23 protein-coding genes are annotated in these 24,052 nt (G+C 70.9%); 12 read left to right on the top strand and 11 right to left on the bottom strand.

Annotation, left to right across the window (positions count from 1 at the left end; translation table 11 throughout):
- Positions 1-267 precede the first annotated feature (267 nt).
- Positions 268-1,047 carry an adenosylcobinamide-GDP ribazoletransferase gene (locus ACZ7NC_RS28225; RefSeq protein WP_471492376.1) on the bottom strand — a complete coding sequence of 260 codons (780 nt, stop codon included), beginning with the start codon at positions 1,045-1,047 and terminating at the stop codon, positions 268-270.
- A gap of 73 nt (positions 1,048-1,120) precedes the next feature.
- On the opposite strand from ACZ7NC_RS28225, the gene ACZ7NC_RS28220 reads away from it, so the two are divergent.
- A complete protein-coding gene (locus tag ACZ7NC_RS28220) occupies positions 1,121-1,885 on the top strand; it encodes a hypothetical protein (protein WP_471492282.1) in 765 nt (254 codons plus the stop codon).
- A 32-nt stretch (positions 1,886-1,917) separates the two neighbouring features.
- Here the strand turns inward: ACZ7NC_RS28220 and ACZ7NC_RS28215 are convergent, their stop codons facing one another.
- Positions 1,918-2,130, bottom strand: coding sequence for a hypothetical protein (locus ACZ7NC_RS28215; RefSeq protein ID WP_471492281.1), 213 nt, complete (start codon positions 2,128-2,130; stop codon positions 1,918-1,920).
- A gap of 208 nt (positions 2,131-2,338) precedes the next feature.
- Positions 2,339-3,439, bottom strand: coding sequence for a nicotinate-nucleotide--dimethylbenzimidazole phosphoribosyltransferase (gene cobT / locus ACZ7NC_RS28210; RefSeq protein WP_471492280.1), 1,101 nt, complete (start codon positions 3,437-3,439; stop codon positions 2,339-2,341).
- A gap of 215 nt (positions 3,440-3,654) precedes the next feature.
- On the opposite strand from cobT, the gene ACZ7NC_RS28205 reads away from it, so the two are divergent.
- The gene (locus ACZ7NC_RS28205) at positions 3,655-4,461 is read left to right on the top strand and encodes a class I SAM-dependent methyltransferase (RefSeq protein WP_471492279.1); all 807 of its coding nucleotides are present in this window, start codon (positions 3,655-3,657) and stop codon (positions 4,459-4,461) included.
- A gap of 53 nt (positions 4,462-4,514) precedes the next feature.
- Here ACZ7NC_RS28205 and ACZ7NC_RS28200 read toward each other — a convergent pair whose 3' ends face one another.
- Complete coding sequence (locus ACZ7NC_RS28200) at positions 4,515-5,717, bottom strand: bifunctional adenosylcobinamide kinase/adenosylcobinamide-phosphate guanylyltransferase (protein ID WP_471492278.1); 1,203 nt, start codon at positions 5,715-5,717, stop codon at positions 4,515-4,517.
- 113 nt (positions 5,718-5,830) lie between these two features.
- Between ACZ7NC_RS28200 and ACZ7NC_RS28195 the strand changes: the two genes are divergently transcribed.
- Positions 5,831-6,043 (top strand): hypothetical protein, encoded by a 213-nt coding sequence (locus ACZ7NC_RS28195; protein WP_383417185.1) that lies wholly within the window; start codon positions 5,831-5,833, stop codon positions 6,041-6,043.
- Between the two features lie 39 nt (positions 6,044-6,082).
- Here ACZ7NC_RS28195 and ACZ7NC_RS28190 read toward each other — a convergent pair whose 3' ends face one another.
- From ACZ7NC_RS28190 to ACZ7NC_RS28180, 3 genes are all read right to left on the bottom strand, one after another.
- Positions 6,083-7,162, bottom strand: coding sequence for a S1C family serine protease (locus tag ACZ7NC_RS28190; protein ID WP_471492277.1), 1,080 nt, complete (start codon positions 7,160-7,162; stop codon positions 6,083-6,085).
- Positions 7,163-7,219: 57 nt separating this feature from the next.
- Positions 7,220-7,921, bottom strand: coding sequence for a class I SAM-dependent methyltransferase (locus ACZ7NC_RS28185; protein WP_471492375.1), 702 nt, complete (start codon positions 7,919-7,921; stop codon positions 7,220-7,222).
- 83 nt (positions 7,922-8,004) lie between these two features.
- Complete coding sequence (locus tag ACZ7NC_RS28180; RefSeq protein WP_471492374.1) at positions 8,005-8,703, bottom strand: DUF3043 domain-containing protein; 699 nt, start codon at positions 8,701-8,703, stop codon at positions 8,005-8,007.
- A 250-nt stretch (positions 8,704-8,953) separates the two neighbouring features.
- Between ACZ7NC_RS28180 and ACZ7NC_RS28175 the strand changes: the two genes are divergently transcribed.
- The 5 genes from ACZ7NC_RS28175 (at position 8,954) to ACZ7NC_RS28155 (ending at position 15,488) form a co-directional block, all read left to right on the top strand.
- Positions 8,954-9,733, top strand: a complete 780-nt coding sequence (locus ACZ7NC_RS28175) for a PspA/IM30 family protein (protein WP_471492373.1) — start codon at positions 8,954-8,956, stop codon at positions 9,731-9,733.
- 42 nt (positions 9,734-9,775) lie between these two features.
- Complete coding sequence (gene pspAA / locus ACZ7NC_RS28170) at positions 9,776-10,054, top strand: PspA-associated protein PspAA (RefSeq protein WP_471492372.1); 279 nt, start codon at positions 9,776-9,778, stop codon at positions 10,052-10,054.
- A 94-nt stretch (positions 10,055-10,148) separates the two neighbouring features.
- A complete protein-coding gene (locus tag ACZ7NC_RS28165; protein ID WP_471492276.1) occupies positions 10,149-11,366 on the top strand; it encodes a sensor histidine kinase in 1,218 nt (405 codons plus the stop codon).
- A 110-nt stretch (positions 11,367-11,476) separates the two neighbouring features.
- Positions 11,477-12,160, top strand: coding sequence for a response regulator (locus tag ACZ7NC_RS28160; RefSeq protein ID WP_471492275.1), 684 nt, complete (start codon positions 11,477-11,479; stop codon positions 12,158-12,160).
- Between the two features lie 178 nt (positions 12,161-12,338).
- Positions 12,339-15,488, top strand: coding sequence for an efflux RND transporter permease subunit (locus tag ACZ7NC_RS28155; RefSeq protein ID WP_471492274.1), 3,150 nt, complete (start codon positions 12,339-12,341; stop codon positions 15,486-15,488).
- Positions 15,489-15,653: 165 nt separating this feature from the next.
- On the opposite strand, the gene nadA is transcribed toward ACZ7NC_RS28155, so the two are convergent.
- Positions 15,654-16,838, bottom strand: coding sequence for a quinolinate synthase NadA (nadA, locus tag ACZ7NC_RS28150; RefSeq protein WP_471492273.1), 1,185 nt, complete (start codon positions 16,836-16,838; stop codon positions 15,654-15,656).
- Positions 16,839-17,163: 325 nt separating this feature from the next.
- Between nadA and ACZ7NC_RS28145 the strand changes: the two genes are divergently transcribed.
- Complete coding sequence (locus ACZ7NC_RS28145; RefSeq protein WP_030951236.1) at positions 17,164-17,520, top strand: iron-sulfur cluster assembly accessory protein; 357 nt, start codon at positions 17,164-17,166, stop codon at positions 17,518-17,520.
- Between the two features lie 70 nt (positions 17,521-17,590).
- Here ACZ7NC_RS28145 and ACZ7NC_RS28140 read toward each other — a convergent pair whose 3' ends face one another.
- Both ACZ7NC_RS28140 and ACZ7NC_RS28135 read right to left on the bottom strand, forming a co-directional pair.
- Positions 17,591-19,396 (bottom strand): hypothetical protein, encoded by a 1,806-nt coding sequence (locus ACZ7NC_RS28140; protein WP_471492272.1) that lies wholly within the window; start codon positions 19,394-19,396, stop codon positions 17,591-17,593.
- Between the two features lie 227 nt (positions 19,397-19,623).
- Complete coding sequence (locus ACZ7NC_RS28135) at positions 19,624-19,833, bottom strand: hypothetical protein (protein WP_471492271.1); 210 nt, start codon at positions 19,831-19,833, stop codon at positions 19,624-19,626.
- Positions 19,834-19,964: 131 nt separating this feature from the next.
- Here ACZ7NC_RS28135 and ACZ7NC_RS28130 point away from each other — a divergent pair, with 131 nt between their 5' ends.
- Entirely contained in the window at positions 19,965-20,939 is a 975-nt protein-coding gene (locus tag ACZ7NC_RS28130; RefSeq protein ID WP_471492270.1) for a carbohydrate kinase family protein, read from the top strand.
- Positions 20,940-20,959: 20 nt separating this feature from the next.
- Here ACZ7NC_RS28130 and ACZ7NC_RS28125 read toward each other — a convergent pair whose 3' ends face one another.
- Positions 20,960-22,339 carry an aminotransferase class V-fold PLP-dependent enzyme gene (locus ACZ7NC_RS28125; RefSeq protein ID WP_471492269.1) on the bottom strand — a complete coding sequence of 460 codons (1,380 nt, stop codon included), beginning with the start codon at positions 22,337-22,339 and terminating at the stop codon, positions 20,960-20,962.
- 287 nt (positions 22,340-22,626) lie between these two features.
- On the opposite strand from ACZ7NC_RS28125, the gene ctaC reads away from it, so the two are divergent.
- Together ctaC and ACZ7NC_RS28115 are read left to right on the top strand one after the other, a co-directional pair.
- Positions 22,627-23,592 carry an aa3-type cytochrome oxidase subunit II gene (gene ctaC / locus ACZ7NC_RS28120; protein WP_471492268.1) on the top strand — a complete coding sequence of 322 codons (966 nt, stop codon included), beginning with the start codon at positions 22,627-22,629 and terminating at the stop codon, positions 23,590-23,592.
- A partial coding sequence (locus ACZ7NC_RS28115; RefSeq protein WP_471492267.1) for a cbb3-type cytochrome c oxidase subunit I occupies positions 23,589-24,052 on the top strand: 464 nt, incomplete at its 3' end. The genes ctaC and ACZ7NC_RS28115, both read left to right, overlap by 4 nt.

The following is a 24,052-nucleotide window of genomic DNA, read 5'->3' as shown; positions in this document are numbered from 1 at the left end:
TCCTTCGTACGCCAGGATCGCGGACCTGCTGGTCACCTTCGAGGGCACCTGGCAGTCGTACAGCGGTCTCACCCCGCAGCGGTGGCGCGGCGCCGGGGGAGTGCGGCTGTGTCATCTGGTGTACGGCGTCCCGGCCGACGTCGACCTGACGGAACTGGCCCGGTCACGTGGCGCCTCGGTGCACTGCGCGGTGCCGGGCACGGGCGATCACCCGTGGGGCACGTTGCCGCACGGCTTGGCGCCTGTGCGGTGACCCGGCCGCTCCGCTCAGCCCAGGGTCAGTACGACGAGCGCGGTCGTCGCCGATGACTCCGCCAGGCCGCCGAAGACGTCACCGGTGACGCCGCCGAAGCGGCGGACGCAGTGCCGCAGGAGCAGTTCGGCGACGGCGAGCGCGGCGAGGACCGCGAGGGCGGTGCGGGCGATGCCGTCCGTCCCGAGCAGCGCCCCCGCCGCGGCGGCGACGCCGGTCACGGCCAGGGCGACCGCCACAGCGCCCCGTACCGGAACGACCCCGGCCACCGCGGCGCCCAGCCCCTCCGGCCGGGCCGCGGGCACGCCGGTCCGTGCGGCGAGGGTGAGGGCGAGGCGGGCGGCGACGGCCGAGACGACGGTCGCGAGGGCGCCCCGGGTCCATGAGTCGTCGTACAGCCGCGACAGCGCGGCCACCTGGCCGAGCAGCACGAACACGAGCGTGATCACGCCGAACGGCCCGATGTCCGACTGCTTCATGATCCGCAGCGCGTCCTCGGCGGGCTTGCCGCTGCCGAGCCCGTCGGCGGTGTCCGCGAGCCCGTCGAGATGCAGGCCCCGGGTGAGTACGGCGGGGACGGCGGCGGCCGCGACGGCGGCGAGGAGGGAGCCGGTGCCGAGGTAGAGCAGTACCAGGGCGACGACGGCGGCACCGCAGCCCAGCACCACCCCGACGAGCGGCGCGGCCAGCATCCCGCCGCGCGCCGCCTCCCGGTCCCAGCGGCTCACCTTGACGGGGAGCACGCTCAGGGTGCCGAAGGCGAAACGGAGGCCGTGCAGCGGCGGCGGGGTCATGGACACGGCCGCAGACTAGCCCGGACGTCGTACCCGCCAGGCAGCCCACCCCTGTCACGGACACACTGAGAACATGGGTGACTGGTGGCAGCGCAACATCATCGAGCCGGGCAAACTCCCCCTGCTCCTGGCCCTGGCCGCCTTCGTGGTCACGTTCGTGGTCACCCGGGTCATCACCCGCCTCATCCGCGCGGGCAAAGGACCCTTCCGCAACATCGAGACCGGCGCCGTCCATATTCACCATGTCGTCCCCGGCATCGTCCTCACGATCATCGGCGGCTTCTGCGCGGTCGCCGGCGGGCAGCGCGGCTTCGGCTCGGCCGCGGCCGCCGTGATCTTCGGAATGGGCGCGGGGCTGGTCATGGACGAGTTCGCGCTGATCCTGCACCTCGACGACGTCTACTGGACCGAGGCCGGCCGCAAGAGCGTCGAGGTCGTCGTGCTCACCGCCGCCCTGGTCGGCCTGCTCCTCCTCGGCTACGCGCCGTTCGGGGTGAACGACCTGAACGAGGACGAGATGCAGAACCGCGGGTCGGTGCTCGTCACGATCGCCGGGAACTTCCTCCTGGCCCTGATCGCCCTCGCCAAGGGCAAGGCCCGCATCGCGATCTTCGGGGTGATCGTCCCCTTCGTCGCCCTGTTCGGCGCGATCCGCCTGGCCCGCCCCACCTCCCCCTGGGCAAAACGCTTCTACCGCAACCGCCCACGCGCCCGCGCCAAGTCCCAGCTACGCGCCTACCACCACGACCGCCGCTGGGCGGGCCCCAGCCGCAAACTCCAGGACTGGATCGGTGGCGCCCCCGACACGACCCCGGACCGGGCCCTGGAACACCGCTGACGCACCGCCGCCGCCAACACCCAGCTGCGCGCCTACCACCACGACCGCCGCTGGGCGGGCCCCAGCCGCAAACTCCAGGACTGAATCGGCGGCACCCCCGACGCAACCCCGGACCGGGCCCTGGAACGCCGTTGACGTACCGTCGCCAGCGCGCACAGCACCAGCACCGCCGCGATGGCCGCCAGGTGTTCCTTGGCGGCGAGGTTCCCCTTCAGGGCGACCTCGACCAGCATCGCCGCGATCACCACAGCGGCCGTGACTTACGCGCCGCAGCGCCATCCGAGGAAGACGGCGAGGCCCACCACCGCCGCGTCACCCACGCCCCTCGCACGGCGAGATACAACGCCCCCCACTCGGCACGAGCCCAGCGACCGAGGGTGTCAACGCTCACGGATGTCGATCTTATGGGCGTATGCCCTTGTTTTCCCGCCGTGAGAGCCCAGCCCGCGCCCCCTACTCGGCCTCGGCTGCCTCGGCTGCCTCGCTCGTCTCCGCCGTCTCCGTGTCCTTCGGCTTCTCCGGCAGTTCCGCGGCCAGTGCCGCGGCCGCCTGTACCAGCGGCAGGGCCAGCAGGCCCCCGGCGCCCTCGCCGACCTTCACGCCCTGGTCGAGCACCGGCTCCAGGGCCATCCGGTCCAGCGCCTTGGCCTGGCCCGGCTCCCCGCTGTCGTGTGCCGCCAGCCACCAGTCCGGTGCCCGGAACGCGATCCGCTGGCCCACCAGCGCACAGGCGGCGACCACGACCCCGTCCAGCACGACCGGCATCTTCCGCACCGCGCTCTGCAGCAGGAACCCGGTGATCGCGGCGAGGTCGGCACCGCCCACCGTCGCGAGCAGCTGCAGCTGATCCCCGAGCACGGGCCGGGCCCGGCGCAGCGCGTCCCGGATCGCCGCGCACTTGCGCATCCACGTCAGGTCGTCGATGGCGAGGCCACCCCGCCCGGTCACCACGGACGCGTCCGTCCCGCACAGCGCCGCGACCAGCACCCCGGCCGCCGTGGTCCCCCCGACGCTCACATCGCCGAGCACCACCAGATCCGTACCGGAGTCGGCCTCCTCGTCGGCCACCGCCATCCCGGTCCGGAAGGCGGCCTCCGCCTCCTCGGTCGTGAGCGCGTCCTCGACGTCGATGCGACCGCTGCCCCGCCGCACCCGATGCCGTACGACCGCCTCCGGCAGCGATGCCGGATCGCAGTCCAGCGCCATGTCGACCACCCGCACCGGGATCCCGAGCCGGCGCGCGAGCACGGACACGGGCCGGCCGCCCTCGAGGATCTCCCGCACCAACTCCCCGGCACCGCCCGCGGGCCGCCCCGACACGCCCAGCTCCGCGACGCCGTGGTCACCGGCGAACAGAACGACCCGCGGCTGTTCGATCGGCCGCACCGGCACCGCGGACTGCGCCGCCGCCAGCCACTCACCCAGTTCGTCGAGGCGCCCCAGCGCCCCGGGCGGCACGATCTGCCGCTCACGGCGCGCCTCGGCGTCACGGCGCACCCCACCGTCGGGGCGCTCGATCAGGTCGGAGAAGTCGTCGAGATTAAGCGAGCTCATTCGCCGAACAGTACCGGCACCGGTCGAACAGAGCGGCGCCACATGGCCACCACCGGCCCCGCCACGTCACCCCCGCTTCCACGCGACGTCGTTGCACCCAAGATCGCCATCCCTTACGTTCCGTTTTGCAGTGGATTGTCGGGGCATGCTCGCACCGTCTCGCACCGCCTTCGCCGTACGCCCCAGCCGTACGCCGCCACGCCCGGGAGCCGCCCATGACCGCGACCGCACCCTCCGAACGCCCCCACGCCGTCTGCGCGTTCACCCTCACCCCGTGCCGGGAGCACACCTACGTCCCCCGCCACCTGGGGCTCACCCGGCGAGGGCCACGCCGGCTCAGAGCCGCCGCCCGCCTGGCGCTCGCCTTCCCGGAGCCGGAGAGCTGGCTGGATGTGGGCACGGGATACGCCCGTTTCCCGGAGACCGCGAAGGAGCTCTTCCCGTACACGGCGTTCGACGGCCTGGACCCGACCTACCGCGTCCTGCACGCGCGCGTGGCCGAGCGCGTGGAGGAGGCCCATGTCGGCAGCCTCACCGACCGGCGCGTCACGGCCCGGCTGCGCGGCCGCTACGACATCGTCAGCATGTTCCGCCACCTGGAACACGCCCGCGACCCCCGCGAGGAACTCCGCGCCGCCCTCACGGTCCTGCGCCCGGGCGGCCACCTCCTGCTCGAACTGCCCAACCCCGGCTGCCTGTTCGCCGCGCTGCTCGGCAGGCTGTGGGTTCCGCACAGCCCGCCGGGCCATCTGCACCTGCTGCCCATGGACGCCCTGTGCGAGGAACTGCGGGCCCAGGGCTGCACGATCGTCGCGACGGACCGCCGCGCCGCGCACATCCCCTACGACATCGCGGCCGCGACATCGCTGGTGGTGTCACATCTGCTGCCGTCCCTGCTGTCGAGCGTGGGCGCGCCCCTGGTGGCCGTGGCCTGGGCCCTGGACCACCTCCTCGCCCCGTTCCTCCGCCACACCCGCTTCTCGAACGCGTACCGGATCATCGCCCGCAAGGAGCCGGCCTGAGTCCTGGCACGACGGTCACCGAAGCGCACGCCCGACGGCACACCGCGGCACCCTCATCCGCGAAGCACCAACGCCTGCCCCGCCACCACCAGAACCACCTGCTCACACTCACCCGCGAACGCCGCGTTCAGCCGCCCCAGCTCATCGCGATACCGCCGCCCCGAAGCCGTAGCCGGCACAATCCCCGACCCCACCTCATTGGACACGGCGACCACGGTCCGCCCAGTCGCCCGCACCGCAAGCGTCAGCTCCCGCACCCGCTCCCTGAGCGCCCGTTCCCCGCCGTCCGCCCACACCGCGTCGTCCCACGCCCCGACGGAGTCCATGGCGTCCGTCAGCCACAAGGACAGACAGTCGATCAGCAACGGCGCCCCACCCTCGGAGAGAAGCGGCACCAGGTCGCACGTCTCGGCCGTACGCCATGACCCCGGCCGCCGCTCCCGGTGCAGGGCGACCCGCGCCGCCCACTCGTTGTCCCCGCCCCGGGTGCCCCCGGTCGCGACGTACAGCACATCCGGAAAGGCCTCCAGCCGCCGCTCCGCCTCGACCGACTTCCCGGACCGGGCGCCGCCCAGCACCAGGGTCCGCCGCGGCACGTCCGGCACGTCCTCGTACGCCCCCACCACCAGCGTCGTCCCGTCCGGCACCGCCCGCGCGCCCGCCGCGGCAAGCCGCCGCCGCAACTCCGCCCCCGGCGGCACGTCATGGTCCAGATGTACGGCGATGACATCCGTCGTCGGCCCGACGGCCCCCACCGCCCGCAGCTTGGCCAGGGCGTCCGGCCGCCCCACGACATCGGCGACCACCATGTCGTACATCCCGACGGCCCCCTCCTCCAGCCCGGCCGGCGCACCCCCCGGCGGCAGATAGAGCAGCCGCTGCCCGTCCGGCCCGGTCACCGCGTACCCCGTGCCCGGCGAGTCCATCGCCACCGCCCGCACCCGATGCCCCGTCAGCACCGCCAACTCCCGCCCGTCCGGCACCCGCCCGGGCTGCGGGACCCCCGCCGGCACCTCCACGGCGGGCCCGTTGTGCGGATGCGACAGCAGCACCTGCCGTACGGCCCCCAGCGAACGCCCGGCCCGCGCCGCCGCGAACGCCGCCCCGGGCGTCAGATCGAGCAGCAGCGCCCCGTCCACGAGCAACGCGGTCGCCGCCCGCGCCTCGTCACCGAGCGCACTGGCACACGCCGCGCACGGACAGTCGGGGCGGGGAAGTCCCGCCGGGGCACCGGTGCCGAGAAGAGTGAGTTCCACGGGACCGATTTTCGCGTGTCCGCGCAGGTCTCGCGCTTCCGACTAGGCTCAGGAGAGGAGCCGGACCTCGATCCGGCTTTCACTCTGCATGTGCTGAGACCTTGGAGGCGTACATGGCGGCATGGACGTGGCGGTTCGAGAAGGCCGACGGGGCGGAGGTCCAGCCCGCGGTGCAGCCCGAGGAGTTCACCACCCAGGGCGACGCCGAGTCCTGGATCGGGGAGCACTGGAAGGCGCTGCTCGAGGGCGGTGTGGACCAGGTCCGGCTGTTCGAGGACGCCGCGGAGATCTATGGGCCGATGAGCCTGAGCGCCGCGGAGGCGTAGTCACCCGGGCGAGGGTCGCACGGCCCTCGCCCGCCCCCGTCACTGCTCACCCAGCGTCACGTCCGCCTTCTTCTCGCTGCCGTCACGGGTGTATGTCACCGTCGTCCGGTCTCCCGGCCTGTCGGCGGCCAGTGCCTCGGACAGCGAGGTGATGGTGGTGATGTCCGTGTCGCCCAGCCGGGTGATGATGTCCCCGGTCTCAAGACCGGCCTTGTCGGCCGCCCCGCCCGACTGCACCTCGACGACGGCCACGCCGGCGGCCTGGAGGTCGTCGTTCACGACCGTACGGCCGGTGATGCCGAGTGCCGCCCGGCCCGAGTCGGTCACTCTGCCGTCCTTGACGATCTGGTCGGCGATCGTCTTCACCGTCGACGCCGGGATCGCGAACCCGATGCCGGGCGCCGCGCCGCCCCCCAGGTCCGGGTCGGTGGCGGCGAGGGTCGGCACGCCGATCACCTCGCTGTCGAGGTTCACCAGTGCGCCGCCGCTGTTGCCCGGGTTGATGGCCGCCGAGGTCTGCACCATGTTGGCGATCGTCGCGCCCGTACCGCCGTCGTCGCCGCCCTCGGTGACGGTCCGTCCGGTCGCCGAGACGATGCCCTGCGTCACGCTGGACGACAGTCCGAGCGGTGAGCCCATCGCCAGCACGATCTGCCCGACCTCGACCTTCGAGGAGTCCCCGAACTTCGCCGCCCGCAGCCCGTCCGGCGGATCGTCGAGTTCGATGACGGCGAGATCCTGCTGCGGGTAGGAGGAGACGAGGTTCGCGGTGAACTGGTGCTCGCTGTTGGCGGTCGTCACGCGGAAGGTCTTCTCGTCCCCCACGACATGCGCGTTGGTGACGATGTGCCCCTCGTCGTCGTAGACCACTCCCGAACCCAGGTCGCGCCGGCCCTGGATCTGCACGACCGACGGCAGCACGTCCTTGATCACCTTCAGATAGCCGTCCTGAAGATCGTCGGCCGCCCGGACCGTCCTCGGCACGGCGGCCTGTGTCGTCGCGTCCTCCTCGTCGCGCGTGGACGAGGAGGACGAACAGGCGGAGAGCAGGCCGAGGCAGCAGACGAGGGCGATGGCCGTGACGGCCGAACACCGGGCACGGAAACGGCGGGCATCCATGCCCCGAGTCTCACCGCGGGGGCCGGGGTCCGGCGCGTACTGCTCACCCGAACGGGATCAGCCGCGCACTCCGCACAGATGCAGCAGCGCCGCCACACTGCGATAGGGATCCGTCTTCCCGGCCCGTTCCTCGACGGCCAGCAAGGCGTCGAGGTCCACCGGGATCTCCGCCTCGTCGGCCGCCGTGTCGGTGAACGCCCGCACCCCGTACCAGGCGTGCAGGGGCGCCCCGATCCCCGCGAGCGTCGCGGTCAGGTCGGACAGCCGGTCGGCCCGAACGTCCAGGCCCAGCCGGTTGTGATAGGTCGTCGTGTCGAAGGCCGACAACGCCCCCGCCCAGTCCCCGGACAGTCCGGGCCGCATGGCGAGCGCGTCCCCGTTGCGTACGAGGAGTGAGAGCAGTCCGCCCGGGGCGAGCATCCGGGCCAGCCCGGCCAGCATCGGATCGGGCTCGTCGATGTACATCAGCACGCCGTGGCACAGCACGAGGTCGAAGCTGCCCGGCAGAAAGTGGACGCCGGTGTCCCGCCCGTCGCTCTGGACCAGGCGCACCCGCTCCCGGATCCCCTCCGGCTCACCGGCCAGCTCCTCGCGGGCCGCCGCGATCATCGTGGGGTCCTGCTCGACGCCGGTCACCTGGTGCCCGGCGCGGGCCAGGCGCAGCGCCTGGGTGCCCTGGCCCATCCCCACGTCGAGCACCCGCAGCCGCTGCCCGACCGGGAACCGCCCGGCTATCTGCTCGTCGAGCTGGCGGGCCACCAGCTCCTGCCGTACGACATCACGCACCCCACCCAACTTGCTGAGCCACGCGTCGGCCGCACCCCCGGAGAAAGCCGCAGCGCTCAGGGCCGCTCTCCACGCTTGACCAGCGGCTTGGGCAGCCGGAGCCGGCGCATCTGCAGGGAGCGCATCAGCGCGTAGGCGACGGCGCCGCGCCTGTTGTCGTCGGGGAAGCGCTCGGCGAGCCGCTTCTTCAGCCGGAAGCCGGTGACGGCCGAGTCGAGCACGATGAGCACGATCACGACCAGCCACAGCAGCAGCGCGATGTTCTGCAACGCGGGCACCTGCACCATGCTGAGCACGAGGATGACCACGGCCATCGGCAGGAAGAACTCCGCGATGTTGAACCGCGAGTCGATGAAGTCACGCGCGAACTTGCGGACCGGACCCTTGTCACGGGCCGGCAGATACCGCTCGTCGCCTCCGGCCAGCGCCTTGCGCTGACGCTCCAGGGCGGCCCGGCGCTCCTCGCGCCCGCGCTTGGCGGCCTCCTTGCGCGTCGTCGACGTGTTGGCCACGCTGCGACGCTGCGACTGGGCCTCACTGCGCTTGGGCGTGGGGCGGCCCTTCGGGGCCTCGGGGTGACGGGTCTCGTTGGAGTCGGTCACCAGGGCCTTGTCGGCGGTCTGGGCCTTCTCATCCTTCGCACGGCTACGGAACACAAAACCCAAGGGTACGGGGTGCCCGGGGTTGGACCCCAGCCCCGTGGGGAACGATCCGGCAACACCAGTCGTCGTAGGGGGACAGAGGGGACGTTGCAGACGGTTCGTTCGGCGGCCACGGGGGAGGCACCCGGGCGGCACCGGGTGGTCACCCCTGGGTCCGCCCGGGAGTCACCTACTCCTTACGCCGGAGCGCAAGCGTCAGCAGTCGTCCTTGGGGATGAGCGCATCCGTCCCCGAACAGTGCGGTAATGGATGCAGGGCCCGTACTGTGGGTTCTGTCGCAGGTGCTGGAGTGGAGTCCGTCAGAAGGGGGCGCGCGAAGCCCATGAGCGGTGTCATGAAGCGTATGGGGATGATCTTCCGCGCGAAGGCGAACAAGGCCCTTGACCGGGCCGAGGACCCGCGCGAGACCCTCGATTACTCGTACCAGAAGCAGCTGGAGCTGCTCCAGAAGGTACGCCGGGGCGTGGCCGACGTCGCCACGTCGCGCAAGCGGCTGGAACTCCAGCTGAACCAACTGCAACAGCAGTCGTCGAAGCTGGAGGACCAGGGCCGCAAGGCGCTCGCGCTGGGTCGCGAGGACCTGGCCCGCGAGGCGCTGTCGCGCCGCGCCGCCCTCCAGCAGCAGGTGACCGACCTGGAGACACAGCACTCGACCCTGCAGGGCGAGGAGGAGAAGCTCACCCTCGCGGCGCAGCGCCTTCAGGCCAAGGTCGACGCCTTCCGCACCAAGAAGGAGACGATCAAGGCCACGTACACCGCGGCCCAGGCCCAGACCCGGATCGGCGAGGCCTTCTCCGGCATCTCGGAGGAGATGGGCGACGTCGGCATGGCGATCCAGCGCGCGGAGGACAAGACGGCCCAGCTCCAGGCCCGCGCGGGAGCCATCGACGAGCTCCTTGCCTCCGGTGCCCTGGACGACCAGTCCGGCATGCAGAAGGACGATCTCCAGGCCGAGCTGGACCGGCTCTCCGGTGGTACGGATGTAGAGCTGGAGTTGCAGCGCATGAAGGCGGAGCTGGCGGGCGGCCCGTCGGGCGGCCAGCAGGCCATCGAAGGCGGCTCGGGTCAGGCGCAGCAGTCCCAGCAGCAGCCGCAGGACACCCCGCGCTTCGACAAGCAGTAGCCGACGGCCGGGGCCCACGCCTAGGAGGGCGCGATGGGCGACATGATCGTCCGGATCATGGGTGAGGGGCAGGTGAAGCTGTCCGACAGCCACCTGCCCCAGCTGAACAAACTCGACGACGAGCTCCTCACGGAAATGGAGAACGGCGACGGGCCCGGCTTCCGCCGTACCCTCGCCGCACTCCTGTCCAAGGTCCGCGAACTGGGCGAGCCGCTGCCCGACGACTCCCTGGAACCGTCGGAACTGATCCTGCCGTCGCCGGACGCGACGCTGGAGGAGGTTCGGGGACTGCTGAGCGATGACGGCTTGATCCCGGGGTGAGCTCTCGGCCCGTCCGGCGTTCGCGTCAAAACGTGAGGAACCTCCGGTCGGCACCCGTTCCAAGCCCCGCAGGGACGCCGTACCGTAATCAGGCGTGAGCACCCTCGAACGAGCCCGGCAGCATCTCAAGGCGCACCCCTTGGCGCTGGACGCGGCGTTGGCGGTGGGGGTCCTCGCCTGCATGGTGGCCGGCTCGTTCGTGGACCCGCACGGGAAGAGCGAGGTCACCTGGGCCCTGCGCACCCCGGACGTGCTCAGCCTCCTGCTCATCACCCTCGGCTCCGCGGCCCTGGTCTTCCGCCGCCGCGCCCCCATGACGGTGCTCGCCCTCACCGGCGCGGTCTCCCTCGTGGAGTCCGTCACCGGCGACCCCCGCGCCCCCGTCGCCATGTCCGCGGTGATCGCCCTCTACACCGTCGCCTCCACCACCGACCGCACCACCACCTGGCGCGTCGGCCTGCTCACCATCACCGTCCTGACCGGCTCCGCGATGCTCGCCGGCCCCCTGCCCTGGTACGCCCAGGAGAACCTCGCCATCTTCGCCTGGACCGGCATCGGCGCCACCGCCGGCGACGCCGTCCGCAGCCGCCGTGCCGTCGTCGCCGCCATCCGCGAGCGGGCCGAGAAAGCCGAGCGCACCCGCGAGGAGGAGGCCCGCCGCCGCGTCGCCGAGGAGCGCCTGCGGATCGCCCGGGACCTGCACGACGTCGTCGCCCACCACATCGCCCTGGTCAATGTGCAGGCCGGTGTCGCGGCCCATGTCATGGACAAGCGACCCGACCAGGCCAAGGAGGCCCTCGCCCACGTACGCGAGGCCAGCCGCTCCGCGCTCAACGAACTGCGCGCCACCGTCGGCCTGCTCCGCCAGTCCGGCGACCCCGAGGCCCCCACCGAACCGGCCCCCGGCCTCGACCGCCTCGACGAACTCGCGGGCACCTTCCGCAGCGCCGGCCTCCAGGTCGAGGTCGCCCGCGCCGACCAGGGCACCACGCTCCCCGCCGCCGTCGACCTGGCCGCCTACCGGGTCATCCAGGAGGCCCTCACCAATGTGCAGAAGCACGCGGGCCCGGCGGCCAAGGCCGAGGTCAGCGTCGTCCGGGTGGGCCCGAACGTCGAGATCACCGTCCTCGACAACGGCGCCGGCGAGGACGACACGATCGACGGCGGCGGCCACGGTCTGCTCGGCATGCGCGAGCGTGTCACCGCCCTGCGCGGCACCCTCACCACCGGCCCCCGCTACGGAGGCGGCTTCCGCGTCCATGCGATCCTGCCGCTCCAGAGCCGTACGCGCGCCGCGGAAGAGGCCGTATGACGACCGCGGAGGAGGCCGTATGACGACCGAGGACGCGGCCGTATGACGACCGAGGACGCGGCACACCACATGACAGACGCGTTACGCCACCTGACAGACGAGGACCCCGCATGACCATCCGCGTCCTGCTCGCCGACGACCAGGCCCTCCTGCGCAGCGCCTTCCGGGTGCTGGTCGACTCCGAGCCCGACATGGAGGTCGTCGGCGAGGCGTCCGACGGGGCGCAGGCGGTGCGGCTGGCCAAGGAACAGCGGGCGGACGTCGTGCTGATGGACATCCGGATGCCCGGCACCGACGGCCTCTCCGCCACCCGCATGATCAGCGCCGACCCCGCCCTCGCCCAGGTCCGCGTCGTCATACTGACCACCTTCGAGGTCGACGACTACGTGGTGCAGTCGCTGCGCGCCGGCGCCTCCGGCTTCCTCGGCAAGGGCTCCGAACCCGACGAACTCCTCAGCGCCATCCGCATCGCGGCCGGCGGTGAGGCACTGCTGTCCCCGGCCGCCACCAAGGGCCTGATCGCCCGTTTCCTCGCCCAGGGCGACGGCGCGGACGACGACCGGGACCCCGCCCGCGCCGAGCGGCTCGACGCCCTCACCGGCCGGGAGCGCGAGGTCCTGGTCCAGGTCGCCGGCGGGCACTCCAACGACGAGATCGCCGAGCGCCTCCAGGTCAGCCCGCTGACCGTGAAGACGCACGTCAACCGGGCCATGTCCAAGCTCGGCGCCCGTGACCGGGCCCAGCTCGTGGTGATCGCGTACGAGTCCGGGCTGGTACGTCCAAGGGTGGAGTGAGCTCGACCGCGCATACTGCGCCGGGAGTATGCGCCGTATAAGGAAATGGTCCTGGGGCCTATGAAAAACGGCTCCCCGATGGCTCAGGGTGTAGGGGCGGGCGCTCACTTGTGCGCCAAGACGCCCCTGCCACGTCCGCTGCCCACTTCTGCCGCTCACAGAAGAGAGACCCTGACCCATGTCCTGGCTGTCCCGAATCAGCCTCGCCCAACGTGCCCTGATAGGCCTGATGTCGATCATCGCGATCGCCTTCGGTGCCATCGCGATACCCCAGCTCAAGCAGCAGCTGCTGCCCTCCATCGAACTGCCCATGGTGTCCGTGCTGGCGCCGTACCAGGGCGCCTCCCCGGACGTGGTCGAGAAGCAGGTCGTCGAGCCGATCGAGGACAGCCTCGAAGCCGTCGACGGCATCACCGGCGTCACCTCCACGGCCAGCGAGGGCAACGCCGTGATCATGGCGTCCTTCGACTACGGCCCCGACACCCAGCAGCTCGTCGCGGACGTCCAGCAGGCCGTCAACCGGGCCCGCGTCCAGCTGCCGGACGATGTGGACCCGCAGGTCATCGCCGGTTCCACGGACGACATCCCGACCGTCGTCCTCGCCGTCACCTCCGGCAAGGACCAGCAGGCCCTCGCCGACCGGATCGACCGGACCATCGTGCCGGACCTGAAGGACATCGACGGCGTCGGCCAGGTCACCGTCGACGGCGTACGCGACCTCCAGGTCACCGTCACCCCGAACGACGCGAAGCTGGCGGACGCGGGCCTGACCTCGGCGGCCATCTCCCAGGCCCTCCAGGCGGGCGGCGCCACCGTCCCGGCGGGCTCCTTCGACGAGGACGGCGACAACCGCACGGTCCAGGTCGGCGGCGGCTTCACCTCGATCCAGCAGATCGAGGACCTCATGATCACCGGCGAGGGCGCGTCCGCGAAGAAGCCGGTCCGCCTCGGTGCCGTCGCCACGGTCGAGCAGGAGCAGGCCCCGGCCGACTCCATCACCCGCACCGACGGCAAGCCGTCGCTCGCGGTCGCCGTCACGATGGACCGCGACGGCAGCGCGGTCGCCATCTCGGACGCCGTCGAGGACAAGCTCCCGGAGATGCGCAAGGACCTCGGCTCGGACGCCGCGGTCACCGTGGTCAGCGACCAGGGCCCGGCGGTGAAGAAGTCCATCGACGGTCTGACGACGGAGGGCGCGCTCGGGCTGCTCTTCGCGGTCCTCGTCATCCTGGTCTTCCTCGCGTCGATCCGCTCGACGCTGGTGACGGCGGTGAGCATCCCGCTCTCCGTCGTCCTGGCCCTGATCGTGCTGTGGACGCGGGACCTCTCGCTCAACATGCTGACGCTCGGCGCGCTCACCATCGCCATCGGCCGGGTCGTCGACGACTCGATCGTGGTCCTGGAGAACATCAAGCGGCACCTCGGCTACGGCGAGGAGCGCGAGGACGCCATCCTCAAGGCGGTCCGCGAGGTCGCCGGCGCGGTGACGTCGTCCACGCTCACCACGGTGGCCGTGTTCCTGCCGATCGGCCTGGTCGGCGGCATGGTGGGCCAGCTGTTCGGCTCGTTCAGCCTGACCGTGACGGCGGCCCTGTTGGCGTCGCTGATCGTGTCCCTGACGGTTGTACCGGTCCTGTCGTACTGGTTCCTGCGCGCGCCGAAGGGCACGCCAGAGGACGCCGAGGAGGCACGCCGCCTGGCGGAGGAGAAGGAGGCGAAGAGCAGGCTCCAGCGCTTCTACGTCCCCGTCCTGCGCTTCGCGACCCGCCGCCGCCTCACCAGCGTGCTGCTCGCGATCGTCATCCTCATCGGCACGTTCGGCATGGCGCCGCTGCTGAAGACGAACTTCTTCGACCAGGGCGAGCAGGAAGTCCTCACCGTCAAGCAGGAGTTGAAGCCGGGCACCAGCCTCGCGGCGACCGACGAGCAGGCGAAGAAGGTCGAGCAACTGCTCGCCGACACCAAGGGCGTCAAGGACTACCAGGTCACGATCGGCTCGTCCGGCTTCATGGCGGCCTTCGGCGGCGGCACCGACACCAACCAGGCGTCGTACCAGGTGATGCTGGAGGACTCGGCGTCCTACGACGACGTACAGGGCCGTATCGAGTCCGGCCTGAAGAAGCTGGACGGCATCGGCACCACCACGATCGCCGCCGGTGACGGCTTCGGCGCCCAGGACCTGAGCGTCGTCGTGAAGGCGGCCGACGGGGACGTGCTGCGCAAGGCGTCCGAGCAGGTCCGTGAGGCGGTGGCCGGACTGGACGACGTCACGGACGTCACCAGCGACCTGGCGCAGAGCGTGCCGCGGATCTCGGTCAAGGCCAACGACAAGGCGGCCGCGGCGGGCTTCAACGACCAGACCCTCGGCCTGGCGGTGGCCCAGGCGGTCCGTGGCAACACGGCGGCCCAGGCGACCCTCGACGACACCGAGCGGGACGTCGTCATCAAGTCGGCCAAGCCGGCGACGACGCTGAAGCAGCTTCAGGACCTGCGCCTGGGCCCGGTGAAGCTGGGCGACATCGCGGATGTGAAGCTGGTGGACGGCCCGGTCTCGATGACCCGGATCGACGGTCAGCGCGCCGCCACGATCACCGCGAAGCCGACCGGTGACAACACGGGCGCGGTGAGCGCGGACCTCCAGTCCAAGATCAACCAGCTGACCCTCCCGGCGGGCGCGACGGCCTCGATCGGCGGTGTCTCCGAGGACCAGGACGAGGCGTTCGTCAACCTGGGCCTGGCGATGCTGGCGGCCATCGCGATCGTCTTCATGCTGCTGGTCGCAACGTTCCGTTCGCTGGTCCAGCCGCTGATCCTGCTGGTCTCGATCCCGTTCGCCGCGACCGGCGCGATCGGCCTCCTGATCGCCACCGGCACCCCGATGGGCGTCCCCGCGATGATCGGCATGCTGATGCTGATCGGCATCGTGGTGACGAACGCGATCGTGCTGATCGACCTGATCAACCAGTACCGCAAGCAGGGTTACGGCGTCGTGGAAGCGGTGATCGAGGGCGGCCGCCACCGTCTGCGCCCCATCCTGATGACCGCACTGGCGACGATCTTCGCCCTGCTCCCCATGGCCCTGGGCGTCACCGGCGAGGGCGGCTTCATCGCCCAGCCGCTGGCGGTGGTGGTGATCGGCGGCCTGATCACCTCGACCCTGCTGACCCTGCTCCTCGTCCCGACCCTCTACGCGATGCTGGAGCTCCGCAAGGAGCGCCGGGCGAAGAAGCGGGCGGCGAAGCGGGCGAAGCGGGCGGGGCTGACCGGGCAGTCGGAGACCGAGGCCCAGGCGGCCTCCTCGGACGAGACGGAGCCCGCGTCGGTCTGATCGCACGACCCGAGGTGGCCGGGTCCCGAACCGCGAAGTACGGTTCGGGACCCGGCCACCGCCGTTTTCCCGTTATCCAGAACGCCCAGAACGCCCAGAACGCCCAGAACGCCCAGAACGCCCAGAACGCCCAGAACGCCCAGAACGCCCAGAGCGCCGTACGGCCTACGGCAGCGCCAGCATCCGCTCCAGCGCCAGCTTCGCGAACGCCTCGGTCTCCTTGTCGACCTCGATCCGGTTGACCAGGTTGCCCTCGGCCAGCGACTCCAGGGTCCAGACCAGGTGGGGGAGGTCGATGCGGTTCATGGTCGAGCAGAAGCAGACCGTCTTGTCGAGGAAGACGATCTCCTTGCCCTCCGGCGCGAAACGGTTCGCCAGCCGGCGGACCAGGTTCAGCTCCGTGCCGATGGCCCACTTGGAGCCGGCCGGCGCGGCCTCCAGGGCCTTGATGATGTACTCCGTCGAGCCGACGTAGTCCGCCGCGGCCACGACCTCGTGCTTGCACTCGGGGTGCACCAGGACGTTCACGCCCGGGATGCGCTCACGCACGTCGTTCACCGAGTCGAGGCTGAAGCGGCCGTGCACCGAGCAGTGGCCGCGCCACAGGATCATCTTCGCGGCACGCAGCTCGTCGGCGGTCAGCCCGCCGTTCGGCTTGTGCGGGTTGTAGACGACGCAGTCCTCCAGGGACATGCCCATGTCGCGGACGGCGGTGTTGCGGCCGAGGTGCTGGTCGGGCAGGAAGAGCACCTTCTCGCCCTGCTCGAAGGCCCAGTCCAGCGCCCGCTTGGCGTTGGAGGAGGTGCAGATCGTGCCGCCGTGCTTGCCCGTGAACGCCTTGATGTCCGCGGAGGAGTTCATGTACGAGACGGGGACGACCTGCTCGGCTATGCCCGCCTCGGTCAGCACGTCCCAGCACTCGGCGACCTGCTCGGCCGTCGCCATGTCGGCCATCGAGCAGCCGGCGGCGAGATCGGGCAGGACCACCTTCTGGTCGTCGGACGTCAGGATGTCCGCCGACTCGGCCATGAAGTGCACACCGCAGAACACGATGTACTCGGCCTCCGGGCGCGCCGCCGCGTCCCGGGCCAGCTTGAACGAGTCACCGGTCACGTCCGCGAACTGGATGACCTCGTCGCGCTGGTAGTGGTGGCCGAGTACGAAGACCTTGCTGCCGAGCTTCTCCTTGGCCGCGCGGGCGCGCTCGACCAGGTCCGGGTCGGACGGCGAGGGAAGGTCGCCGGGACACTCGACGCCGCGCTCGCTCCTCGGGTCGGCCTCGCGGCCGAGGAGCAGCAGGGCGAGGGGCGTCGGCTGTACGTCGAGCTCCTGGGTCTGGGCGGTGGTCACGACACGCACCCTTTCTGTTCTGCGGCTCGCCGGGACCGGAGGATCCGGACCCGGCGGGTCAAGCGGGACACCTTCATCGACTTCTCGTCGAATTGACGTTATCTATCATAACCGGTTCACGTCAGTTTGACGACGGCCATCATGTCGATGTGACGTGAATCCCGGTGCGGGCTCGGGTATTCCCGAATGAGGCGTTTTCCGCTGAGCGCACCGTGTGCGAGCATGAAGAGAACCGAAAGACAAGCGCCCGGCCCGGAATGAATCCGCGGCCCCGCCGGTTGCAACCGTCGGCAAGCAGTCTCCGTACAACCCGGGAGAGATGTAGATGTCCGTATCGGACGAGACCAGCACCGCCACCGACGGCATCATCCTCAGTGACGCCGCCGCGGCCAAGGTCAAGGCCCTGCTCGACCAGGAAGGCCGCGACGACCTCGCGCTGCGTGTCGCCGTTCAGCCCGGTGGCTGCTCCGGCCTGCGCTACCAGCTCTTCTTCGACGAGCGCTCGCTCGACGGCGACGTCGTCAAGGACTTCGGCGGGGTCAAGGTCGTCACCGACCGTATGAGCGCCCCGTACCTGGGCGGCGCGTCCATCGACTTCGTGGACACGATCGAGAAGCAGGGCTTCACGATCGACAACCCGAACGCGACGGGTTCCTGCGCCTGCGGCGACTCCTTCAGCTGAGCCCCGCCCCCACGCAGAAAGGCGGCGACCCCCTCCGACGGGGCCGCCGCCTTCCCGTGTCCGTGGGCCGTTACCGGGCCCCGGACGTCTCCGGAAGCCGATCTCCCGGCTTCTCCAGCGGGACCTTCCGGCCGTCCGAGCCCACGACCTCGCGGTCACCGAGCGGCTGGTCCAGCCGCACGGTCTTGTGGAACACCTTGGCGATCATGATGCAGATCTCCTTCGGCTGCGTGGTCGACGTCACCTTGACCGTCACCTGGTCGCCGCTCTCGCGCGCCGTCACCTCGTACTCGGAGCACACACCGCCCGTGAAGGCCACGGTCAGCTCCTTGCCGTCGACGGTGTAGCCGTCCACCGGCACGTTCTGCGTGACCGGCGCCGAGGTCGGCTCGTCCTTCGGATGGCTCGGCCGCGGGCTCGGCCGCCCCGACGGCTCCTCCGAGGGCGTGGAGGAGGCCAGGTACTTCGGGTCGATCGCCGGATGCGTCACCGTGAAACTGTCCTGCGCGCCTGGCGTCCGCACCTCGAACAGCCAGGACGGCACCAGCGTCTGCCGTGCGTCCACATAGTGCGCGGCCAGCCCGAACACCGCCTTCTCGACCTTGATGGTCTCCTTGGCCGGCGTGCTCGCCGAGGCCTCCGCACCGCAGGGGGCCTCAAGACGGTCCTTCAGCGGTACGGGACTGGCGCAGCCGCCGATGCCCATGCGGTGGTCGGTCCCGGGCGCCGCGTTCATCATCCCGAGCGTCTTCTCGGCGTCCAGCACGGGGTACGTGTCCCCCTTCACCGGCGCCTTCAACTGGCCGCTTCCGCCCACCACTTCACCCTGGGCGTTCACGGTCACCCCGGTCGTCCAGCCGTACGTGGGCAGTCCGCCGACCACGGGGTTCGCGTTGACCGCCCGCTGGGCGCCCATGACCTGGCTAGCGTCGAGCTTCGCGTCGTCCTGACCCACCGCCTTGAGCACGGGCGCGGCGGCCTTCTTGGCGACGGCCTCGCTCACCGGGTCGCCGCCCGCCTGGTCGGTGGGGGCCTTGGCGCAGACGGTGGTGCTCTGGCAGTTGTCCGGGCCCGGGGCGTACCGATAGAAGGTCCAGGTCCCCGGCGCCTGCTTGTTCACCTGCAGACTGGGCCCAGCCCCGTCCGTCGACCCGACCCGCCAGGTCTGTCCCTGCGCCACCGGCTTCCCGTCCACCCCGAGCGCCGCGGCCAGCCGGGCCACCTCGTCCGCGCCGACCTGGCCCCCGGCCCGGTACACCGGCGCCGATCCGGGCCCGTCCGGCAGCTCGCCGTCGGCCTTGTAGGTGACGCCGTAGGGGTTGGGCTCCCCGGGGGCGATGCCGTTGCCGCCGCCCTCGGTGTAGCCGTCGAGGTGGAGCGGCGGGGGAGTGTCGTCGCCGGATGCCCCGGACGACGTACCGCCGTCCGACCCGCTGGACGCGTTGGCGGCGAGATAGGCCCCGCCGCCCCCGACGAGCAGCACGGCCGCCGCGACGGAGGCGATGATCGCGGGGGAGCGGCGACGGGAGCCGTCGTGGGTGTCGTCGTGTTCGGCGTCCGGAGCGGGGGCGGAGTCCTCGGCATCCGGGGCGGGGGCGGTCCCGGAGTCCGCGGCGGCGGAAGCGACGGGTGCGTCGGGAGCCTCCGAGGGCCCCTCGGTCTCCGCCCCGCCCTCAGCGGCCTCCTGCGCCGCCGGGGCTTCGTCGCTCTCGCGCGCCGCTTCGGCCTTCTCGTCCCCGGTGTCAGGAGCTCCGCCTGCCTCCCCGTCCTTGGCGGCGAGCCCCTCAGCACCGACGGCACCCTGCTGCGCCCGTGCTTCCTCCGCGTCCTTGCCGGAGGCGCCCGCGTCGTCGTTGTCGGGTCGCTCGGTGTTCACCGCATCGCTCCTTCGGCTGCGCACATGTCCCATGACCCTGACCCGGCCCTGTCAAAGAGGTCGGTCCGTCGGGTCGTATCCCGCATCCCCTTTACGGGGGACAGCGATGGGACGCAGCGGGGGAGCGCACGGTTCCCTGAACTCGCGCCTGAGCTCGCGCCGAAGCGGCCGAACCGCGCCGATTCGGCCGCCGCACGCCGACCGGTCGCCCGATCGGCCCAGTCCGGTCAGTCCCCGTAGTCGGACATCGCGTCCAGCAGCCGCGCGGACTTCGGCGGCACGCTCACCCCGTGGATGCGTGACGGGGAGACCGGACGGGAAAGGACACGGTCGGGAACGGCCCAGTGCGGAGCCATCCGCGCGCAGTCACCCAGCAGTGACGCCAGGTCGACCTCCGGGTCGGCCGGAGCAGGGGCACGGACCTCGAATTTCGTCATAGCGGCACCGTATGCACGCTTGAGCCCGCGAAGAAAGATCTACTATCGGGTAGTTTTGCCTGCTTCTGTGTCCCGGTCACGAACGGTAGCGTGGAATGTCAACCTCACCTCTCCGCAGGAGACTCCACGCCGTGCGTATCGCAGTCACCGGCTCCATCGCCACCGACCACCTCATGACCTTCCCCGGCCGGTTCGCCGACCAGTTCGTAGCGGACCAGCTGCACACGGTCTCGCTCTCCTTCCTGGTCGACAACCTGGACGTACGCCGGGGCGGCGTAGGCGCGAACATCGCCTTCGGCATGGGCCAACTGGGTACGAAGCCGATCCTGGTCGGCGCCGCGGGCTCCGACTTCGACGAGTACCGGGCCTGGCTGGACCGGCACGGCGTCGACACCGGCTCGGTCCGCATCTCCGAGACCCTGCACACCGCCCGCTTCGTCTGCACCACCGACGCCGATCACAACCAGATCGGCTCCTTCTACACGGGCGCGATGAGCGAGGCCCGGCTGATCGAGCTGAAGACCGTGGCGGACCGCGTGGGCGGCCTCGACCTGGTCCTCATCGGCGCCGACGACCCCGAGGGCATGCTCCGCCACACGGAGGAGTGCCGCTCCCGCGCGATCCCCTTCGCGGCCGACTTCTCCCAGCAGATCGCCCGTATGAACGGCGACGAGATCCGGATACTGCTGGACGGGGCGACCTACCTCTTCTCGAACGAGTACGAGAAGGGGCTCATCGAGTCCAAGACCGGCTGGACGGACGAGGAGATCCTGGCCAGGGTCGGCCACCGGGTCACCACCCTCGGCTCGCGAGGCGTACGCATCGAGCGCAAGGGCGAGGACCCGATCGAGGTCGGCTGCCCCGAGGAGGAGCGCAAGGCCGACCCCACGGGTGTCGGCGACGCCTTCCGCGCCGGGTTCCTGTCGGCGCTGGCGTGGGGCGTGTCCCTGGAGCGGGCCGCGCAGGTCGGCTGCATGCTGGCGACGCTCGTCATCGAGACGGTGGGCACGCAGGAGTACCAGTTGCGGCGCGCGCACTTCATGGACCGGTTCACCAAGGCGTACGGGCATGACGCGGGAGAAGAGGTTCGGACGCACCTGAGCTGATTCCGCGCGCCCTGCGGGGGTCAGATCACCCGGCGGACAAGATATGCCGTTCCCTTCTCCGCCGGTTCCTCGCCCACGTACTGCTGTCCTCGCATCTCGCACCACGCCGGGATGTCCAGTCGCGCCGCCTCGTCGTTCGCGAGGACCCGGACCGTGCCGCCCACCGGGACCTCGCCGATGACCTTGGCGAGCTCGATGACGGGGATCGGGCACAGCTTGTCCACGGCATCAACGACGAGGACGTCGTCCTCCCGCACGACCGCCCGGGTGACCGGCGCTCCGAGCTTCTCCCGCACCCCCGCCACCGCCCCCGGCAGCACCTCCAGGAACCGCTCGACATCCTCCGCCGCCGTCCCGGACGGCAGGGACACACGCACGTTCCCCTCGCTCAGTACCCCCATCGCCCTGAGCACATGGCTGGGCGTCAGTGTGCTGCTCGTACAGGATGAACCGGACGAAACCGAGAACCCCGAACGATCCAGCTCGTGCAGCAGTGTCTCCCCGTCGACATAGAGACAGGAGAAGGTGACGATGCCGGGGAGCCGGCGCACCGGATCGCCGACCACCTCCACATCCGGCACCAGCTGCGGCACCCGCGCCCGGATCCGCTCCGTCAACTCCCGCAGCCGTGCCGCCTCTTGAACCGCCTCGGCCTGTACGGCCCGCAGTGAGGCCGCCGCGGCGACGATCGCCGGGATGTTCTCGAACCCGGCCGCCCGCCCCGACTCCCGCTCGTCCGAGGGCCCTTGCGCGGCGAACCGCACGCCCTTGCGCACCACGAGCAACCCGACCCCCGACGGACCGCCCCACTTGTGGGCACTCCCGGTCACCACCGACCAGTCGCCCTCGACGCGCCCCCACCCGAGTGACTGCGCCGCGTCGACCAGCAACGGCACCCCGGCCTCCCGGCACAGGGCGGCCACGTCGGCCACCGGCTGCTCGGTCCCCACCTCGTGGTTGGCCGACTGGAGACACGCGAGCGCGGTGTCCGGGCGCAGGGCGTCCGCGTAGCCCTGCACGCTCACCGTCCCCGCACGGTCCACCGCGACCTGGGTGACCGACCCCCCGTCGGCCTCGTGCGCGTCGGCCGCATGGAGCACCGAGGAGTGTTCGACCGCGGACACGATCAGGTGACGCCCGACGCGACGGCGCCCGGCCAACACCCCGGCGATCCCTGAGTGCACGGCCCGAGTGCCGGACGACGCGAAGACCAGCTCGTCCGGTCGGCAGCCCACAGCCTCAGCGGCTGCTTCCCGAGCCGCATCGAGCAACAACCGCGCCCGCCGCCCTTCCCGATAGAGACGGGCGGGATCAGCCCACCCCTCATCGAGGGAGGCCAGCAGTGCCTGCCGTGCAACAGGATGAAGCGGAGCGCTGGAAGCAGCGTCGAAGTAAGCCACACAGCAACGCTAGAACGTCCGGCTCCCGGGCGCCCCCAAAGGGGCGCGGGCGGTGACATCAGCGGCTCCGCCGCGGGGCGCGATCAGCCACAACGAGCCCGCACCCGCCAATCCAGCGAACCACCCGAGCTAGTAGGCACCCCTCCTCGCGCGACCCCAAATAGCGTCCAGTAGGGTTTGGTCCGCATAAACATCCAAACCCCTGCCCGACGCAGGGCGGCGACCGACCAGCGAGAAGGCCAGGCCGCAGCCGATCCGCGCGGGCGAGACTCTCGGGAAGGCGCTACGTGAGTCCCAACGGCTCCGACCGCTCGCCGCGGCGCCCGATGCGGCGGAAGCTGCTGCAGGCAATGACCGCGGGCCTGGTCCTGGCGACAGCCACCGGTTGCTCGTACAACTGGGAAGACTTCCCCCGCCTTGGTATGCCCACCCCGACCACGGAAGAGGCTCCGCGGATCCTCTCCCTGTGGCAGGGTTCCTGGGCGGCTGCGCTCGCCGTTGGCGTGCTGGTGTGGGGGCTGATCCTGTGGAGCGCCATGTTCCACCGGCGCAGCCGCACCAAGGTCGAGGTACCTCCGCAGACCCGGTACAACATGCCGATCGAGGCGCTGTACACGGTGGTCCCGCTCATCATCGTCTCGGTCCTGTTCTACTTCACGGCCCGCGACGAGTCGAAGATCCTCAGCCTCAAGGACAAGCCCGACGTCACCGTCAACGTCGTCGGCTTCCAGTGGAGCTGGTGCTTCAACATGGTCGCGGACGTCGAAGGCTCGACCGGCGACGCCAAGACGGCCAAGGAACTGGACGCGATCCCGACCCGGTTCAAGGAAGACTTCCCGGCGAACGCCGGCGGTGTCTACGACTGCGGTACCCCCGGTACCCGGAACCCGCAGACGGGCAACCCGGGTCCCACCCTGTGGCTGCCCAAGGGCAAGACGGTCCGCTTCGTCCTCACCTCGCGTGACGTCATCCACTCCTTCTGGGTGGTGCCGTTCCTGATGAAGCAGGACGTCATCCCGGGCCACACCAACGCCTTCGAGGTGACCCCCAACAAGGAGGGCACCTTCCTGGGCAAGTGCGCCGAACTCTGCGGCGTCGACCACTCCCGGATGCTGTTCAACGTGAAGGTCGTCTCCCCCGAGCGCTACGAGCAGCACCTCAAGGACCTCGCCAAGAAGGGGCAGACCGGTTACGTTCCCGCCGGCATCGCGCAGACGAGCCACGAGAAGAACCGGGAGACGAACAACCTGTGAGCATCCTCAACGAACCCCAGGGTGCCGCGGCAGCTGAGGACTCGTACGAGAACGAGCTGCCGGTCCGGCGCAGGCAACCCGGCAACGTCGTGGTCAAGTGGCTCACCACCACCGACCACAAGACGATCGGAACGCTGTACCTCGTCACGTCGTTCGCGTTCTTCGTGATCGGCGGCGTGATGGCGCTGCTCATGCGCGCCGAGCTCGCCCGGCCCGGTCTGCAGCTCATGTCGAACGAGCAGTTCAACCAGGCGTTCACGATGCACGGCACGATCATGCTGCTGATGTTCGCGACGCCGCTGTTCGCCGGCTTCGCGAACTGGATCATGCCGCTGCAGATCGGCGCGCCGGACGTGGCGTTCCCCCGGCTGAACATGTTCGCCTACTGGCTGTACCTGTTCGGCTCGCTCATCGCGGTCGGCGGCTTCCTCACCCCGCAGGGTGCGGCCGACTTCGGCTG

The organism is Streptomyces sp. NPDC111802 (assembly GCF_055634335.1).
This window is presented reverse-complemented; position numbering and strand designations above follow the sequence as displayed.

Coding starts and splice junctions, on each gene's coding strand:
- ACZ7NC_RS28175 (WP_471492373.1), top strand. CDS start 8,954: ATGGGGATGATCTTCCGCGCGAAGGCGAACAAGGCCCTTGACCGGGCC.
- ACZ7NC_RS28195 (WP_383417185.1), top strand. CDS start 5,831: ATGGCGGCATGGACGTGGCGGTTCGAGAAGGCCGACGGGGCGGAGGTC.
- ACZ7NC_RS28225 (WP_471492376.1), bottom strand. CDS start 1,047: ATGACCCCGCCGCCGCTGCACGGCCTCCGTTTCGCCTTCGGCACCCTG.
- ACZ7NC_RS28155 (WP_471492274.1), top strand. CDS start 12,339: ATGTCCTGGCTGTCCCGAATCAGCCTCGCCCAACGTGCCCTGATAGGC.
- pspAA (WP_471492372.1), top strand. CDS start 9,776: ATGATCGTCCGGATCATGGGTGAGGGGCAGGTGAAGCTGTCCGACAGC.
- ACZ7NC_RS28135 (WP_471492271.1), bottom strand. CDS start 19,833: ATGACGAAATTCGAGGTCCGTGCCCCTGCTCCGGCCGACCCGGAGGTC.
- ACZ7NC_RS28145 (WP_030951236.1), top strand. CDS start 17,164: ATGTCCGTATCGGACGAGACCAGCACCGCCACCGACGGCATCATCCTC.
- ACZ7NC_RS28160 (WP_471492275.1), top strand. CDS start 11,477: ATGACCATCCGCGTCCTGCTCGCCGACGACCAGGCCCTCCTGCGCAGC.
- ACZ7NC_RS28190 (WP_471492277.1), bottom strand. CDS start 7,162: ATGGATGCCCGCCGTTTCCGTGCCCGGTGTTCGGCCGTCACGGCCATC.
- cobT (WP_471492280.1), bottom strand. CDS start 3,439: ATGAGCTCGCTTAATCTCGACGACTTCTCCGACCTGATCGAGCGCCCC.
- ACZ7NC_RS28220 (WP_471492282.1), top strand. CDS start 1,121: ATGGGTGACTGGTGGCAGCGCAACATCATCGAGCCGGGCAAACTCCCC.
- ACZ7NC_RS28205 (WP_471492279.1), top strand. CDS start 3,655: ATGACCGCGACCGCACCCTCCGAACGCCCCCACGCCGTCTGCGCGTTC.